The 16,837-nt window shown below is 54.0% G+C and carries 14 protein-coding genes; 5 read left to right on the top strand and 9 right to left on the bottom strand.

Annotated features, from left to right (window positions below; translation table 11 throughout):
- Positions 1-13 precede the first annotated feature (13 nt).
- Entirely contained in the window at positions 14-3,874 is a 3,861-nt protein-coding gene (gene hrpA / locus WBJ47_RS15370) for an ATP-dependent RNA helicase HrpA (protein ID WP_422246453.1), read from the bottom strand.
- A gap of 82 nt (positions 3,875-3,956) precedes the next feature.
- Between hrpA and argA the strand changes: the two genes are divergently transcribed.
- On the top strand, positions 3,957-5,357 hold the full coding sequence (gene argA / locus WBJ47_RS15365) for an amino-acid N-acetyltransferase (RefSeq protein ID WP_422246451.1): 1,401 nt from the start codon (positions 3,957-3,959) through the stop codon (positions 5,355-5,357).
- A gap of 78 nt (positions 5,358-5,435) precedes the next feature.
- Positions 5,436-5,708: an oxidative damage protection protein gene (locus tag WBJ47_RS15360; RefSeq protein ID WP_422246449.1), complete on the top strand. Its 273-nt coding sequence runs from the start codon at positions 5,436-5,438 to the stop codon at positions 5,706-5,708.
- Positions 5,709-5,740: 32 nt separating this feature from the next.
- Here WBJ47_RS15360 and rpiA read toward each other — a convergent pair whose 3' ends face one another.
- The 7 genes from rpiA to radA are packed head-to-tail and all read right to left on the bottom strand — an operon-like array spanning position 5,741 to position 13,255.
- Positions 5,741-6,412 carry a ribose-5-phosphate isomerase RpiA gene (rpiA, locus tag WBJ47_RS15355; RefSeq protein ID WP_422246447.1) on the bottom strand — a complete coding sequence of 224 codons (672 nt, stop codon included), beginning with the start codon at positions 6,410-6,412 and terminating at the stop codon, positions 5,741-5,743.
- A 20-nt stretch (positions 6,413-6,432) separates the two neighbouring features.
- On the bottom strand, positions 6,433-7,848 hold the full coding sequence (locus WBJ47_RS15350) for a DNA recombination protein RmuC (protein WP_422246445.1): 1,416 nt from the start codon (positions 7,846-7,848) through the stop codon (positions 6,433-6,435).
- Between the two features lie 5 nt (positions 7,849-7,853).
- The gene (locus WBJ47_RS15345; RefSeq protein WP_422246443.1) at positions 7,854-8,216 is read right to left on the bottom strand and encodes a Spx/MgsR family RNA polymerase-binding regulatory protein; all 363 of its coding nucleotides are present in this window, start codon (positions 8,214-8,216) and stop codon (positions 7,854-7,856) included.
- A gap of 29 nt (positions 8,217-8,245) precedes the next feature.
- The gene (locus WBJ47_RS15340) at positions 8,246-9,007 is read right to left on the bottom strand and encodes a 3-deoxy-D-manno-octulosonic acid kinase (protein ID WP_422246441.1); all 762 of its coding nucleotides are present in this window, start codon (positions 9,005-9,007) and stop codon (positions 8,246-8,248) included.
- A complete protein-coding gene (locus WBJ47_RS15335) occupies positions 8,958-9,371 on the bottom strand; it encodes a group II truncated hemoglobin (protein ID WP_422246439.1) in 414 nt (137 codons plus the stop codon). Before WBJ47_RS15335 ends, WBJ47_RS15340 begins: the two co-directional genes overlap by 50 nt.
- A gap of 30 nt (positions 9,372-9,401) precedes the next feature.
- The gene (locus WBJ47_RS15330; protein ID WP_422246438.1) at positions 9,402-11,891 is read right to left on the bottom strand and encodes an ABC transporter permease; all 2,490 of its coding nucleotides are present in this window, start codon (positions 11,889-11,891) and stop codon (positions 9,402-9,404) included.
- Entirely contained in the window at positions 11,888-13,255 is a 1,368-nt protein-coding gene (gene radA, locus WBJ47_RS15325) for a DNA repair protein RadA (RefSeq protein ID WP_422246436.1), read from the bottom strand. Before radA ends, WBJ47_RS15330 begins: the two co-directional genes overlap by 4 nt.
- 160 nt (positions 13,256-13,415) lie before the next feature.
- On the opposite strand from radA, the gene hpnC reads away from it, so the two are divergent.
- From hpnC to hpnE, 3 genes are read left to right on the top strand one after another with little or no spacing between them, the layout of a single operon-like run.
- Positions 13,416-14,222 carry a squalene synthase HpnC gene (gene hpnC / locus WBJ47_RS15320; protein WP_422246434.1) on the top strand — a complete coding sequence of 269 codons (807 nt, stop codon included), beginning with the start codon at positions 13,416-13,418 and terminating at the stop codon, positions 14,220-14,222.
- Between the two features lie 4 nt (positions 14,223-14,226).
- Entirely contained in the window at positions 14,227-15,105 is an 879-nt protein-coding gene (gene hpnD / locus WBJ47_RS15315) for a presqualene diphosphate synthase HpnD (RefSeq protein ID WP_422246432.1), read from the top strand.
- On the top strand, positions 15,102-16,454 hold the full coding sequence (gene hpnE, locus WBJ47_RS15310; protein WP_422246430.1) for a hydroxysqualene dehydroxylase HpnE: 1,353 nt from the start codon (positions 15,102-15,104) through the stop codon (positions 16,452-16,454). Before hpnD ends, hpnE begins: the two co-directional genes overlap by 4 nt.
- Here the strand turns inward: hpnE and crcB are convergent.
- A complete protein-coding gene (gene crcB / locus WBJ47_RS15305) occupies positions 16,444-16,830 on the bottom strand; it encodes a fluoride efflux transporter CrcB (RefSeq protein WP_422246473.1) in 387 nt (128 codons plus the stop codon). The genes hpnE and crcB overlap by 11 nt on opposite strands.
- Positions 16,831-16,837: the final 7 nt, after the last annotated feature.

Here is a 16,837-nt window from a genome sequence, read left to right as displayed (position 1 = left end):
GCTTGAACTGGTGTTAGCGTTGCATCGCTTCCCATGTTTTCTGCAAACGTTTAACAGAAACAGGCATGGGGGTACGCAACTCTTGCGCAAAGAGTGCGACCCGCAACTCCTCTAGCATCCAGCGAAACTCGTCCAGTCCAGCATCCGGCGCGCCCTTGAGCGCGCTGCGTGCCCGGGCATACTGACTCAATACCGGTGCCATTTCCGACATCAAGCGCAAATCTCGCGCCGGATCTGACTTGAGCTTGTCGATACGTGCGATCGCAGCTTTCAGATAGCGTGGCAAATGAACAAGCTGGTGATAAGGTGTATCCACCACAAATCGGGCAGTGACTAGTTGCTGCAAATGCTGTTGCAAATCTGCGTAACTTTGGGCATTGGCTTTGGCCTGAGGCAGTTTGCGCTGAGCAGCAGCCCACCCGTCCAGCACCGCAAACGCCAAGCGAGCCACCTCTTGAGCCAATAAGCCGAGTTTGGTTTTAGCCTCTTGGCGCCGTGCTTCAAAACTCTGAGCATCCTCTGGCCAAGGTTCTGCCAGACAAGCACCAATCAACGCGCAATCAATAATCTGGTCACGCAGCTGCTCTTGTGTGCCGAGCTGCAGATAAAGCATGCCCATTTTGGTGAGCTCGTGCAAATTTTTCTCGAGAAATTTGACCTGCTCACGCAGCGCGATGCGAAACAAGCGCACTAAACCGCGACGATGTGCCAGCAAAGCGACTTGAGGATCATCAAAGACATCCAGTGCGCACGCTGCACCTCGTTCAACCAGAGCAGGATAACCCACCACCACTTGATCTTTACGACGGATTTCCATGAGCTCTGGCAGTTTCCCAAAACTCCATTCTGTAATTTCATCCTGCGACAAGACGCTCGCGACGTCCTGATCATGCGTGGCGAATTTTTGAAACGTTGCCTGTGCTTGCTTGCCCAACTCTGCCTTGATCTGCGCCAAGTTACGGCCTGCCGCCAGCATGCGTCCATGTTCGTCAACAATTTTGAAAGACATGAATAAATGTGCGGGCAAGGTCTCAGGTTTAAAGTCCGTGACCAGGGGACGAATTTTGAGTGTCTGCCAAATGTCTTGAATTAAGGCCTCAGTGAGACTGCAAGGAGGAAGCTCCAATCGGTCGTACCAGCGCTCGTAAAAGCCAGCTGCGTAATCCGGCAGGGGCACGCAGTGACGCCGAATTTTTTGCGGAAGTGATTTGAGTAACAGTTGTGCCTTTTCCTTGAGCATCCCAGGCACCAGCCACTCACAGCGAGCCGCATCGACCTGATTCAAAAAATAAAGCGGGATGGTGACGGTCACGCCGTCCTTGGGCGAGCCGGGCTCAAAGTGATAATCGATGGCGAGACGTACGCCCTGCCAGTCAAAAAACTTTGGGAAAACCTCTGTTGTGACACCGGCTGCTTCGTGACGCATTAAGGCGTCACGCGTCAGCATCAATTGTTGAGCCTGCTCCTTTGATAAGCCCTTGACCCAATGTTCAAGCGTGGCAGTTTGATAAATATCCGCAGGCAACAACTTGTCGTAAAACGCCTGTATCAGTGCATCATCCACCAAAATATCCGGGCGACGGGTCTGGTGCTCAAGCTTTTCAATCTGTGCAATCAGTTTGCGATTGTGAGCAAGAAACGGCAGAGGACTATCGATATCGCCAGGAATCAAGGCTTGTAGGATAAAAATCTCCCGAGCCTGCTCAGGCGCAATCGGTCCATAATGCACACGTCGCCCAGAGTAAATCGTCAACCCGTACAGCGTTGCTTTTTCATTGGCGACAACCTGTCCGAGCTTGCGCTCCCAGCGTGGGTCACTCCACGAACGTTTGAGCAGGTGTCCGGCCACGCGCTCGACCCATTTGGGGTCGATCTTGGCGACACAACGGGCATAGAGTTTGCTCGTGTCCACCAGCTCGGCAGCCACAATCCATTTCCCTGCTTTTTTGAGAAGCTTGGAGCCTGGGTGAATGAGAAAGCGAATATCGCGAGCCCCTAAATAATGCCCCGCCTCTTCAGATTTAAATCCAAGGTTCCCTAGCAGACCTGACAATAAAGCGAGGTGAATCTGTTCATGTGTCGCCTCGGTTTTGTTGAGACGCCACCCCTGCTCACCGACCAAAGACATCAACTGGCTATGAATGTCATGCCATTCGCGCAGACGCAAGGGCGATAGATATTGTGTGCGCAACAGAGCGACGAGCTTACGTTGAGATTCTTTGTGCTTGACCTGTTCGTGATACCAGTTCCAGAGCTTGACGTAGGCCACAAATTCGGAAGCATCATCAGAGAACTTTGAGTGCGCTTGGTCGGAGGCCTCGCGCGCGTGCATCGGTCGGTCACGAGGGTCTTGTACCGAGAGCGCGGAGGCAATGATTAACATTTCAGTCAGGCAGTTCTGGTCGCGTGCGGCCAAAATCATCCTACCTAAGCGCGGATCAACTGGAAGCTTTGCCAAGCTACGTCCTGTTTCCGTCAGTGCATCAGGCCGCTCAGCGTCTGGGTCAATCGCACCAAGCTCTTGCAGCAAGTGATAACCATCCGCGATCGCACGACCACTTGGCGGGTCTACAAACGGAAAGGTCTCGATATCATTGAGACGCAGAGCCTTCATCCGCAAAATGACACTCGCGAGTGAAGACCGTAAAATCTCTGGATCCGTAAAGGCCGCGCGATCTTTGAAGTCCTGTTCGTCATAAAGTCGGATGCAGACACCCGGCCCGAGTCGACCGCAACGGCCCGCACGTTGGTTGGCAGAGGCCTGGCTGATCGGCTCGATGCGCAGCTGCTCGACTTTGTTGCGCCACGAATAACGCTTGACCCGCGCCAAGCCGCTATCGATCACGAAACGAATACCTGGGACGGTCAGGGAGGTCTCCGCTACGTTGGTGGCCAACACAATCCGACGTGCACTGGTGCGTGGCCGAAAAATTTCCTCTTGTTCGTCTTGAGACAATCGCGCAAATAGGGCCAGCACCTGTGTACCCGGCGGATGATGCTTGCGCAACGCCTCGGCACACTCTCGGATCTCGCGCTCACCGGGCAAAAAGACCAACACATCACCTGGTCCCACGCGCGCGCATTCATCCACCGCCTCAACCAGCGCGTTGATCAGGTCTCGTTCTTCGTCGCGCGCCAAACTCCGCTCAGAAAGTCCTGTTTGAGGTGCTGTGCTTGCGTTTGGCCCCTCTTCTAATGCTGGGTTCAACACAGGACGGTACCTGACTTCGACCGGATACAAGCGTCCCGAGACCTCAATCACGGGCGCGGGTGCCCCCTTTTTATCGGCAAAATGACGTGCAAAGCGTCCGGCATCAATCGTCGCGGACGTAATAATGAGCTTGAGGTCAGGTCGACGCGGCAATAGCTGACGCAAATAGCCCAACAAGAAATCAATATTCAGACTACGCTCGTGTGCCTCATCGATGATGATGGTGTCGTAACGCTTGAGCAAGGGATCGCGCTGGGACTCGGCCAACAAGATGCCATCCGTCATCAGCTTGATGGCCGTCTGGGCGCTACTGCGATCTTGAAAGCGGACCTGATAGCCGACCCAGTCGCCTAATGGTGTTTGCAACTCCTCGGCAATCCGTCGCGCCACCGAACTGGCCGCCAGACGCCGAGGCTGGGTATGGCCAATCATTTTTTTCAAGCCCCGGCCCAGCTCCAAACAAATCTTGGGCAACTGAGTCGTTTTACCTGAACCAGTCTCCCCACTCACAATCACCACCTGATGCGACGCGATCGCGCGAGCGATTTCCTCGCGGCGAGCGCTAACCGGCAAATCCTCTGGATAGACGATCTTGGGGGGTTGACGTGGGGAAATGACGACGCTTTCCGTTGTATTGTCGGTCAAGCGCTTTGATTCGGGCATATTTTTTAATCCGAGTAACAGCTTATTATAAAATTTATCTCTAATACTCACAGCGCTCACGAGGTTGACAACACAAGCCACCATGCCAGACACAAAAAAAGCAGAGATTGGATCCGCTCAGGAGTCCTCAATCATCAATTTAGACGCCACCGTTTCCGCCCAGGAGGCGCCTGAATTCGCGGCACCGCAGTTTGTTCGCTGGTTTAGAGAGGTTGCTCCCTACGTCCATGCTTTTCGAGGAAAAACCTTTGTGGTGGCCTTTGGAGGTGAGCTTGTTCACGCCAATGCGCTCAATGCCTTGGTTCAGGATTTATCTTTATTGTCTGCTTTGGGCATTAAGCTTGTCTTGGTTCACGGCTCGCGCCCACAAGTCAACGAGCAACTCCGCTTAAAAGGGTTCAGCCAACAATTTGACCGGGGGCGCGCGCCTACCGATGCCGATGCGCTGGAATGCGCCAAAGAGGCTGCGGGCGAGATTCGTCTGGATATCGAGGCAGCATTTAGTCAGGGACTCCCTAATACCCCCATGTCTCACGCACAAATCCGCGTGATCTCTGGAAATTTTGTCACAGCCCGTCCAACGGGCATTATCGACGGCATCGACTACAAGCACACGGGTCAAGTGAGAAAAATCGACGTCGATGCCTTGCGCTTTGCGATTGAACGCGGCTCGATTGTGTTGCTGTCACCGCTCGGGTTTTCTCCCACTGGTGAGGCCTTTAGTCTGTCCATGGAGGAGCTGGCCACCAGCGTCGCCACAAAACTTCGGGCAGAAAAACTCATTTTCCTGACTGAAACACCAGGCGTGCTGTCTCCGGACGGCACCGTCGACACCGAACTCGCACGACTCGATGCAGATGCGTTGCTGGCGGCAGGCGAGCTCGACGAAAGCACGGCCTATTATTTGCAATTTGCCTCACGCGCGGTCAAACGCGGCGTGACACGCGCTCACCTTATTCCCTTTTCGATGGATGGCGTGGTGTTGCTTGAGATCTTTACCCACGACGGCGTGGGTACGATGGTGGTCGAAGACACCCTAGACGATCTGCGTCCTGCAACGATTGATGACGTTGGCGCGATTTTGCAACTCATCGAGCCTCTGGAACAAGACGGCACGCTTGTGCCGCGCGGGCGGGCGGTCATTGAGCGAGAAGTTGAAAACTTTACTGTTCTTGAACACGACGGTGTCATTTATGGTTGCGCAACCTTAAATGACTACCCCAAAGATCAGATGGCGGAAATGGCGTGTCTGATTGTGCACCCTGAATGGCAAGGCGCAGGCGAAGGCGAAATTCTCTTGCGACACATGGAGTCTCGCGCGCGTGCCTATGGTGCCAAGCGTTTGTTTGTGCTGACGACCCGAACCTCGCATTGGTTTATCAAGCGCGGCTTTGTTCAAGGCGGCGTGGCGGATCTGCCAAAAGAAAAACAAGCGCATTACAACCGATCGCGCAACAGTCTGATTTTTATCAAACGCCTGTGAAGCTTAGGGCTATGAACGTCGCTACAGACTCAAACGCCCTACAATCACAGCAAATACGCTTTAAACAGGATACTCAATATGACTCGCACTGTTCAATGTCTCAAGCTTAAGCAAGAAGCTGAGGGTTTAGATTTCCCCCCCTACCCAGGTGAGATGGGAACCAAAATTTGGCAAAGTATTTCCAAGCAGGCTTGGCAGGGTTGGCTGGACGTACAAACACGTCTGGTCAACGAAAATCGCCTCAACCTCGCCGATGCACGCGCACGCAAATATCTCAAAGAGCAAATGGAAAAACACTTGTTCGAAGATATCGATGTCGAAGCACAAGGTTTTGTGCCTCCACCAGCTTAAGGACTTAGAGGTCTAAATAACCTAGGTTGGCCTCAGCCCAACCGGCGAATGCCCTGCTGAGTCGCCAACAAAGCGACCTCGGCAGGACGTAAGGCAAACAAGCCGTTCGTCACCACCCCAGGCACGTTGTTGAGCTGCCGCTCCAGTTCTGGCGCATTATTGATCGTCAGACCATGAACATCCAAAATTTCATTACCATTGTCGGTGGTAAAACCTTGACGTAACACGGGTTGACCGCCGAGTTGCTTGGCGATGCGTGCGACTGCCTCGCGCGCCATTGGCAAGACCTCGATCGGCAAGGGGAACTGCCCCAGACGCTCGACCAATTTGCTTTCATCGGCGATACAGACAAACTGTTTGGCGACAGAAGACACGATTTTTTCACGTGTCAGCGCCCCACCCCCACCTTTGATCATATGAAGCTGGCTGTTGATTTCATCGGCGCCATCGACATAGACAGGCATCGTCTCAACCTCGTTGAGATCTAGCACTAGGATGCCAAGCGCCGTCAGACGTTTGGCGCTGCGCTCCGAACTCGCGACGGCGCCACGAAACCGACCTCGATACTTTGCCAGACCATCAATAAACAAGTCTGCGGTCGAACCCGTCCCCACACCGATCACTGCCTGTGCAGTCAAGAGGGGTTCAATGAGCGTGAGCGCAGCGTCAGCGGCTTGTTGTTTGAGATCTTGTTGCGAAAGCATGTTGGATTCCTAATTAAAAATTATTTGTCATGAGAGGAGTCTGACTCTGCAGACGCTACATCCTCTGAATCGAGACGTTCAACCTCTCCGGATTCAGCGGCAAACACTGCACGCGCCTGATCTTCGGGCATCGCCTCGACACTTTTGAGGCTGCGTAACATCACCCGCGTACGAGATTCGGTTTGACCAATTTTATTACTCGCACTATCGAGAGATTTTTTGACATTGGCCAAAGCGTCACCGAACTTGCCAAACTCTGTTTTGACCGCTCGCAATACCTGCCAGACCTCGGAGGAGCGCTCCTGAATGGCGAGCGTCCTGAATCCCATCTGCAAACTGTTGAGTAATGCTGCCAGGTTAGCGGGTCCTGCGACATTGACGCGTAGGTCATGCAATTTGTCGAGCAGGCCAGACTGGCGCAAGACCTCTGCGTACAAACTTTCGCTTGGCAAAAACATGATCGCAAAATCAGTCGTATGTGGAGGTGAGACGTATTTGGCCACGATTGTTTTGGCTTGTAGTTCAACCGCACGCGCCAACGCGGCACCTGCCGCTTTAATGCCCTCACGATCGGAGGTTTCATGCGCATCCATCAAGCGCTCGTATTCTTCTTTTGGAAACTTGGCATCAATAGGCAGCCAGACGGGTTGATCCATGAGACCTTGCCCCGGTAAGCGAATAGCAAACTCCACCTGCGCATCACTACCCGGAACCGTCTTGATGTTTTGTGCATACTGATCAGGTGTCATGCTGTCTTCAATCAGACGGGCAAGTTGCACCTCGCCCCACGTACCGCGGGTCTTGACATTGGTCAGCACGCGCTTGAGATCACCGACACCGGCGGCGAGCGTTTGCATTTCACCGAGACCTTTTTGAACGGACTCCAAACGATCAGAGACCTGTTTAAAGGACTCAGTTAGACGAGACTCTAAGGTGGCGTGGAGTTTTTCATCCACGGTTTTTCTCATCTCATCGAGCTTGGCTGAGTTGTCAGTCTGCAGGGATAGCAAACGGTCCTCCACAGCCACGCGGAGCTCGGCGATCCGACGCTCGTTGGTTTGAATCAAGGTTTGTAATTGTTCGGCAAAGCCCGCAGCGAAGCGATTGAGGGACTCCGCACTTTCACCTCGCCCGGCTGCGGCATCCCGCGCCATCGCAGCACGAAACTCTGCGTCACTCTGTGCAAGCTCCACCCTCAGTGCACGTGAAGACTCTGCAAGCTCTGCACGCAATTGGCGATGGGTGTCTGCTTGCTCGGTCCTTAAGCTTCGCTCCAGTCGCTCCTGACCTGCCACAATTTGATCCAGCCTCGGGTCGACTGGAGTGGGCTGCGCACGCCCGGCACGCAACCACGCCAACAATGAGAACAGAGCTGCTAAGCAGGCGGCTCCCGCAATAAGCGGCAGCAGCACAGCAGGATCATTTAGGAGAGACACGTCTATCAAGCTGTACCTAGTTTTTCAGCGTAACGTTTTTCATTAAAACCAACCGTGACAGACTGATCGGCATATACGGCCACGGGTCGTCGGATCAAGGCGGGATATTGGGCAATCAGAGACAACCATTCTTTGTCTGAGGCGGGTGCTTTTAGACTGTCATCCAGATTTCGCCATGTCATCGAAGCGCGGTTAACAAGTTTTTCCCAGCCCCCGAGCGACTCCGCCCAAGTTTTGAGCGTCACGGGATCGATGGGCGCGTCGCGATAGTCCTGAAACGCATGGGAGATCCCCTGAGCCTCGAGCCAGTTCCGCGCCTTGATGCAGGTGCTGCACTTGGCTAATCCGTAAAGTTTGACAGACATCACAATCCTATTTTTTTCGGTCGTTGAGTGTTCTATTCTAATAGTTCGGGGGCAAGCCATTGCTCTTGGTAGCCCTCTCTGAGTGCAGACCAATATGAATGCTGTTGCGTCAAGCATAACTTTTTAAGCGAGCGTAAAAGACGAGAAAGATTTCGCGCACGCTGAGCCGGGGTCAAAAAAGCCACCAAACGCCCACGATCAAAGTCTATCAACCAAACCTTCGCCTGATCATCAATCAAAACGTTATACACATTCAGGTCTGCATGCCAAACGCCCATCCGGTGCATGTCTGCAATGACCGCGCCTGCCCGCCTCCAGGTATCAAGGTCCGTACATTGAGCAAGAGGCTTGGCGTGGGGAATACGTTGCGTCAGTAAGGCCGCCCGATAGATCAGACCATGCCGCCAAGCAGCCGCGCCGAGGGGGCGTGGTACAGGCAAGCCAAACCTCCAGAGGATCTGCAAAAGCTCAAACTCTTGGCAAGATCGCGTGTGTGTAAACCCAGTCCAGAAATAGTAGTTTTTGATGAATTTGGCGACGAGACCACCACGACGATAATGACGGAGCACGGCATCAAAAGCACCTGTGCGCACAAACCAGGCTGCCGCGCGCCCCCCTTCTGTCACAGGGCGAGCATCCAGATTTGGTGTCAGGGGGTCAAAACAGTCCCAAATCAACGCGTCCGAACCGCAGCATTCAGCGAGCGCTTGATCGACACGAAACCACCGGTCCGCAAGGCTGGACTCAACCGTCACGATTTCGCATCCAATCCGCCACCCCAAAGAATATTTCAAGCATTTTATCTAACAGCGGCTCTGAGAAATCTAACTCTTTCATCGCGCGCGCCATGCAAAGCAACCATTGATCACGCTCAGCAATGCCGATCGAAAAGGGCAAATGCCGCGCACGCAACCTAGGATGACCAAAACGCTCAATGTAATGTTGGGGACCACCAAAATACCCGCATAAATACCAAAATAACTTGTCCCGCGCCGAATCCAAGCTCGCACCATGCACATCGCGCAGGAGTTTGAGATCTGCATCGACTTCCATCAAATCATAAAAACGATCAACCAACTGTCGGATCCCAGGCTCACCGCCTAGAATTTCAAACATCGTGAGGCTCTCGGATTTGGCTTGTTGTTCAGCTTGATTCATGATTCAGCTTTTATCTCTGTCGTTTGACGCTTAGGCATGATGTCTCAGAATCGCCAGTGGTGGCGTTTTTAACACGCCTCTAAGGACAAGCGCACCGGCCAACCATGCGCCCAACATGCAGACCGACAAGCCCAAGGCCCAAGGCCAAAGCGAAAAGCGCATATCGAATTCGAACACCCAATGCGATAAGGCCCAGGCGGCAAGCGTCGCGCCACTTGCCGCTAACAATCCCGCCAAGGCACCGACGGCGAGCAGTTCAATTCGTTGCGCACTGGCGAGCTGACGTCTCGTCGCGCCAAACGCTCTCAGCAAAGCGGCCTCCCGCACACGCTCATCTCGTGTAGCCGACAATGCTGCAGCCAAAACAATGGCACCTGCAAACACAGAAAACAAAAACAAACCCTGTACGGCAACAGAAACCTTGTCGAGAATACTTTGTAGCTGACTCAAAATCGCACCAACATCAAAAACAGTCAGATTGGGGAATTGTTTGACCAAATCTTGTGTCACAGTGATACGGTCAGGCGGCAAATAGAATGCTGTCATCCACGTTTGAGGGGCTTGCTTGAGTGCCGCTGGCGTGGTGATGGCAAAGAAGTTGGCGCGCATCGAGTCCCAGTCAACACGCCTGAGACTCGTGACTTCGACACGAATCTTTTCACCCGCGACATCAAAATCGAGCATGTCGCCGACTTTGAGACCCAGTGACTTGGCGAGTCCGATTTCAAGCGAAACCTCTGGTCGGTCTGCGTTGAGATCACGTCCCGCAACGATTTGCCCTGGTTCCGCTAAACGATTGGCATAGGACAAATTAAACTCACGCTCGACCAGCCGTTGCGCACGCGCATCGTCATAGTCCGCCGCGGAGACCGCCCGATCATTGAGCGCCACAAAGCGGCCACGCACCATGGGAGAAAGCCTGACCTGCGTCAGCCCAGCTTCGCTCAACACTTTTTCAATACTCGGCACTTGATCCGTCTGGATATTGATCAAAAAACGATTTGGTGCATCCGCGGGAAGCGTACGCTGCCAGCCTGCAAGCAGGTCCGTGCGGACAATCGTCAGCAAAAGAATCGCCATCATTCCAACCGCCAGGGCACTTGTTTGTGCGATCGTCGCGCCACGTCGGCGCACCACACCTGCCAAGGCAAAACGCAAGACTGGAAAAGATGTCAGACGGCCTCTCAAACCGGACAAGGCCCACAACACGATCATGCCCAAGCCTGCAAAGAGTGAAGCCGCAGCAAAAAAGCCTGCCGCCAATCCGATACCGAGCTTGATATCGTTGGCGACCCACCACATCAGCAGCGCAAAGCCAGAAAGACCCAACAGATAACCCATCACACTCTGCAGAGGAATCGACTCTTGTTGCGCGCGCAGGATTTGGGAGGGCGGCACATGACGCAACCCATTGAGGGGTGGCCAAGCAAACGCCAGCAACAGCCAAAGACCGGCAAATAAACCTTGTAAGGCGGGCTCAAGGCCGGCCAGAGGTAGATCTGCACCCAACAACCCCTCTAAAGCTTGTACCATCAGTGCCTGTCCGCCCCAGCCAAGTACCAAGCCCAAGAGCGAGGCCAGCAAACCCGTCAGCACGAACTCACCCAAGAGGATCGCCGTGACTTTTGCTTGAGTCGCCCCGAGGCATCGCATGACGGCAACGCTGTTGCGGTGACGCTGCCCAAAACGTCTCGCGCCGAGTGCGACCGCCACAGCGGCAATCAGGACAGAGAGCATCGCGACGAGTGCGAGAAACTCCTGCGCGCGGTCCAGGGAGCGCCTGATCTCAGGTCGACCCGCTTCGAGTGTGACAATTTTTTGACCCGAAGTCATGGCAGCACTGAGCCATTGACGGAAAATGTCGACGGCAGGCAAATCGCCTGCGACTAAAAAGTTGTAGCCAATTCGACTGCCCGGTGCAATCAAACCAGAACGTAACAAATCCTCGGCGCGCACCATCACACGTGGTGCGAGATTGACAAACTGGGCGCCCCGATCAGGTTCGTAGGTAATTACTCGCGCAAGCTGCAGACTCAAATCCCCGACTTTGATCGTCTCACCAATTTTTAAGCCAGTCTGACCCAGTACCTGCGCATCGACCCAGGCCTGACCGACCTCGGGTGCGACCGTCGTTTGCTGTTCTGGCCCACCCAACACCTCCGCAGTTCTTAAGCCACCCCTCAGCGGATAGGCTGCCTCAACCCCTTTTATAGAGGCCAGCACCAGACGTCCATCCGATCCCACCATCGAGGGAAACTGCCAACCTAAGGCTGTGCGTAAGCCTAGATTTTTTGCATGCTCAATAAAGCCTGGGGGAATAGGTTTGGCAGACTCCATCACAAGATCTGCGCCAAGCATCTGCGCGGCATCACGTTCTAAGGCGCGACCCACACGATCCGCCAAAAAACCAACACTCGTCACCGCTGCCACAGCAACCACCACGGCTAAACCAAGTAGGCGTAAGTCCCCCGCCCTTGCATCGCGCCATGTCTGCCTAAAAATCACATTGAAAATGTTCATGCTCTCAACCTGTCCAAGGCATCTTGCAAACGATCCACTGCCCACACTTCAAGTCCTTCGATGGGCTGTCTCGGTGCATTGGCTTTAGGAATAATTGCGACGGAAAACCCCAGCTTTGCAGCTTCGCGTAAGCGCTCCTGACCTCGCGGCGCAGGTCTCACTTCGCCCGCTAAGCCAACTTCACCAAACGCAAACAAGCCCTTTGGTAACGGCCGATCTCTCAATGAGGACAAAATAGCTAGCAACACCGCCAAATCCGCCGCAGGCTCGGTAATCCGCACGCCACCCACTGCGTTGACAAAAACATCCTGATCAGAGGTCGACACACCTGCATGACGATTGAGCACAGCCAGCAGCATGGCCAAGCGGTTGCCCTCCAGCCCCACCGATAGGCGCCGGGGGTTGGGCACATGCGCCGTGTCGACAAGTGCTTGTATTTCTACCAGCAATGGGCGAGTCCCTTCTTGGGTTGCCATTACACAAGAGCCAGAGACCTGCGCGGAGTGTTGAGACAAAAACAATGCTGAGGGGTTGGCTACCCCCCGCAAGCCTCGATCAGTCATCGCAAACACGCCAAGCTCGTTGACCGCACCAAAACGGTTTTTAAATGCGCGAATGAGACGAAACGACGAGTGCGTATCACCCTCGAAGTACAACACCGTGTCCACGATGTGCTCAAGCACTCTGGGACCGGCGAGCGCGCCATCCTTGGTGACGTGACCAATCATGACAATTGGGATACCAGCCTGTTTGGCCAGCCGGGTCAGCTGGGCAGCACACTCTTTGACCTGAGAGACCGAGCCAGGCGCGGCAGAGAGCTCACTGGAATACATGGTCTGAATCGAGTCAATCACTGCAACGGCAGGTTTTTGCTCTAAAAGAGCAGACTGAATCGCCTCAAGACGAATTTCTGCAAATAAATCAACGCCCTCACCCGAGAGGCCCAGTCGACGGGCGCGCAAGGCCACTTGCTCGGCAGATTCCTCACCCGTCACGTACAAGACCCGCTGCTCACCCGACATTGCCACAAGCGCTTGTAACAGGAGCGTGGATTTGCCAATACCGGGATCGCCACCAATCAACACGACAGCGCCCGCGACGAGCCCGCCACCCAACACCCGATCAAACTCTGGAATCCCAGTAGAAATCCTGGGTAACTCCAGCGCTTCAACATCAGACAAACTGCGTAAGGCAGCAGAGGCAGCTAGCGGCGCGTAACGATGCTGCTCGGCCTGTCCCGACAGACCCGCATCACGGGTCTCTTCGAGTGTGTTCCAAGCTTGGCAGTGCGGGCATTGTCCCAACCATTTTGGGCTGATCCCTCCGCATTCGGAGCAAGTAAAGATAGTTTTGATTTTGGCCATGAAAGTCTCTGGCGCACGATGCACCGCATTCCTCTAGTCTAACGCAGGGACTTACCCTAAAAGACCTGAAAATATCCTGCCAAACCCCCAATCACGACGGGGTGAACCACTACACTTTGAAATTGACCGTTGCTTTTACGTCATTGAGTGTGATTGATACATGGCCGTTGACCATTACGAAAACTTTCCCGTGGCTTCCCTGCTGCTGCCCAAGCACCTGCGCAAAGCGGTGACGGACATCTATCGGTTTGCGCGCGGCGCAGATGACCTCGCGGACGAAGGGGATGCCCCACCTGTCGAGCGCTTAGCCGCCTTACAGATATATCGGGACGCCATCCTCACAATCAGCGAAGGCCACACGCCCGCAGCCCTTTTTCAGCCTCTGGCACAGACCATCGCGCAACATGCCCTTCCAGTCGCGCCTTTTTTAGATTTATTGTCCGCTTTCGACCAAGATATCGCGCAAACGCGTTACGAGGACTATTTTTCTCTGCTTGACTATTGCAAACGCTCCGCCAATCCCGTTGGCACACTCATGCTGCACCTCTATGAGAAGACGGATGCGGTCTCCATGGCCCAGTCTGATTCAATCTGTTCAGCACTACAGCTGATTAATTTTTTACAAGATGTCGCAATTGACTGGAAAAAAGAGCGCATTTATCTACCCCAAGAGGATTTAAGGCGCTTTGGTGTTTCTGAGCGTCACATCGCGCAGGCGCAAGCGGATGCCGCTTGGTGCGCACTGATGCAATTTCAGGTCGATCGCGCCCGCGGCTTGTTAAACTCTGGTCGACCGCTTGGTCGGACACTCACAGGCAGAATCGGCCTTGAGCTCAGACTGATCATTGAGGGTGGATTAAGAATTCTCGACAAAATCGAGAATGTCCGTTTTGATGTTTTCCGGCATCGTCCAACATTACACGCCCATGATTGGGCATTGATGTGCTGGCGAGCCCTTAGAGCCTGATGCAATGACCCCTACCGAATACTGTCAAGAAAAAGCAGCCAAAAGCGGTTCAAGCTTTTATTACGCCTTTCTGTTTCTGCCTCCCGAGCGGCGTCAGGCCATCACGGCACTCTATGCCTTTTGTCGCGAAGTCGATGATGTGGTGGACGAATGCACGGACACTTCGATCGCCCGGATTAAGTTGGCATGGTGGCGCACCCAAATTGATGCGATGTTCGAAGGCAAACCAGACCACCCCGTCACACAAGCACTTGCTCCACATTTAAAACCGTTTGACATGACGCAAGCACGCCTGCTTGCAATTATCGATGGTATGGAAATGGACCTAGATCAAACGCGTTACCTCGATTGGCCAGGCTTAGAAAAATATTGTTGGCACGTTGCAGGCGTCGTGGGAGAACTCTCTGCAGGGATCTTTGGCTACCATGACCCTGCGACACTCAAGTATGCGAGCAAGCTTGGCATCGCCTTTCAACTGACCAATATTATTCGCGATGTCGGTGACGATGCACGTCGCGGGCGAATTTACTTACCCATTAGCGATTTGCAACAATTTAACGTCAGAGCGGCTGATGTTTTAAATAGTCAATATTCTGATCACTTTTCTGCCCTGATGGCTTTTGAGGCGCAACGCGCGCGCGGTCTCTATCGCGAAGCGATTGATGCTTTACCAGAAGCAGATCGACGCGCGCAACGACCAGGCCTGATGATGGCGGCCATTTATCACGCCTTGCTTGGTGAAATCGAACACGAAAAGTGGCAGGTACTCGACCAGCGTATTTCACTCACCCCTCTGCGCAAATTTTGGTTAGCCTGGAAAAACTTTGTCGGTGCAGGTCGCGCTGTACTCAAGCAAATCAAGCGCTCGAGCGATCCAAGTTGAATATTGCAGTCATTGGCGCGGGTTGGGCGGGGCTTGCCGCTGCAGTCTCACTCAAAGAACTTGGTATGCACGTCACAGTCTTTGAAGCTGCACCCGTGACGGGTGGACGCGCGCGCGGCGTGGATGATGTCCATATGGGACGCATCGACAATGGTCAACATCTACTGCTAGGTGCCTATACAGAGACGCTCGCACTCATCGAACGGGTGCAAGGCAGTCAGCAGATTGATCAACTGATACTGCGCGAGCCGCTGCATCTAGAAAGCGCGGATGGTTCCTTTAGGGTCCGTGCACCCGCACTGCCCGCCCCTTGGAATACGTTGATGGCGCTTATCCGCGCACGGGGTCTTTCACCTGCGGACCGCATGAAAGCGCTCAACATGATGGTGCGTTGCAGACTGTCAGGCTGGCGCGCCAGACCGCGCGAAACAGTCTCTGCGTTTTTGTCACGCCATCAACAATCCGATCGGTTGTGCCTCAAACTCTGGATACCTTTGTGCTTGGCCGCACTAAACACACCCACAGAAAAAAGTTGCGCACAGCTTTTTCTGAATGTGTTGCGTGACAGCCTGAATGGACCACGTCATGCCAGCGACTGCCTGATTCCGCGCGTAGACCTTACAGCCCTATGGCCCGCCGCTGCTGCGGAGGACCTCACGATGCGTTATCGTCATATCGTGCGTCAAGTGCGCGCGACAGACACAGGAGTCGAAGTCGATGGTGAGTACTTCGACGCGTGCGTGGTGGCGATACCGCCCTATGCTGCCGCACGCGTGCTGTTTGAGCCATCACACCTAGAGGACGCATATCGACAGCCATTGCAATCGCCACAGCAACAATCGGAGGCTTCTTTACACAGAATCTTAAAGGGCTTTGAGTATCGTGCCATCGCCACACTTGCGCTTGAACTCGAGGATCGCTGGCAATTGCCTCATGCCATGATGATGCTTGAGGAGGAACCTGCCCGCGGGCATGTGGGGCAATGGGTCTTTAATCGACTCGATCATGACAAACAGCTCACAGTCGTCATCAGCGATGCAAGCGATTTTTTAAAGTATGACAGAGAGCGTTTTGTAGAGGCCATCGCCACCCAGATTCGTGAGCAAAGTGCGAAACACCCCGACCATCTCAAACCGATGCCAGCGATCAAACATCAACGACTCATTGTAGAAAAACGTGCAACGTTTGATGCAGTCACAGGACTGGCAAGACCCTCAAACAGGAGCCCCTGGTCTCGCATTGTTCTAGCGGGTGATTGGACAGATACGGGCTATCCTGCCGTGCTTGAGGGTGCTGTGCGTAGCGGCTTGAGTGCCGCTAAGCTCTTAGAAAATACTTTTAACCTCTAAGACTCTGCGCCGTCAGCAAGCCAAGAAACGTTAACACCAAAGAGCCTGTCAGACTGGCGCCCGCATACGTCAGCGCCATTCCCAAGCGCCCTTCTTCGACGAAACCCATGACTTCTGCTGAAAAAGTCGAAAAGGTGGTCAACGCGCCGAGAAAACCTGTGACCAACAGTAAGCGCCAAAACTGAGGCCATTCGGGATTGGCCGCTACTAGCCCAAGAATGAGCCCAACCAGATAGCCACCCAGCATGTTGGCGGCAAAGGTCCCCCAAGGCAACATATCCGCATGCCGGTTCAGCCATAAGCTGAGCAGCCACCTCAGCCACGCGCCTGCCGTGGCACCAAGCGCCACAGCCAAAAAGTGCGTGGAGGTGAGCATCTGCATC

Source organism: Zwartia sp., assembly GCF_049655405.1.
GTDB lineage: Bacteria > Pseudomonadota > Gammaproteobacteria > Burkholderiales > Burkholderiaceae_B > Zwartia.
This window is presented reverse-complemented; position numbering and strand designations above follow the sequence as displayed.

Excerpts from the sequence above, each read along its gene's own strand:
- hrpA (WP_422246453.1), bottom strand. The coding sequence starts at position 3,874 with ATGCCCGAATCAAAGCGCTTGACCGACAATACAACGGAAAGCGTCGTC.
- argA (WP_422246451.1), top strand. The coding sequence starts at position 3,957 with ATGCCAGACACAAAAAAAGCAGAGATTGGATCCGCTCAGGAGTCCTCA.
- WBJ47_RS15360 (WP_422246449.1), top strand. The coding sequence starts at position 5,436 with ATGACTCGCACTGTTCAATGTCTCAAGCTTAAGCAAGAAGCTGAGGGT.
- rpiA (WP_422246447.1), bottom strand. The coding sequence starts at position 6,412 with ATGCTTTCGCAACAAGATCTCAAACAACAAGCCGCTGACGCTGCGCTC.
- WBJ47_RS15335 (WP_422246439.1), bottom strand. The coding sequence starts at position 9,371 with ATGAATCAAGCTGAACAACAAGCCAAATCCGAGAGCCTCACGATGTTT.
- WBJ47_RS15330 (WP_422246438.1), bottom strand. The coding sequence starts at position 11,891 with ATGAACATTTTCAATGTGATTTTTAGGCAGACATGGCGCGATGCAAGG.
- radA (WP_422246436.1), bottom strand. The coding sequence starts at position 13,255 with ATGGCCAAAATCAAAACTATCTTTACTTGCTCCGAATGCGGAGGGATC.
- hpnC (WP_422246434.1), top strand. The coding sequence starts at position 13,416 with ATGGCCGTTGACCATTACGAAAACTTTCCCGTGGCTTCCCTGCTGCTG.
- hpnD (WP_422246432.1), top strand. The coding sequence starts at position 14,227 with ATGACCCCTACCGAATACTGTCAAGAAAAAGCAGCCAAAAGCGGTTCA.
- crcB (WP_422246473.1), bottom strand. The coding sequence starts at position 16,830 with ATGCTCACCTCCACGCACTTTTTGGCTGTGGCGCTTGGTGCCACGGCA.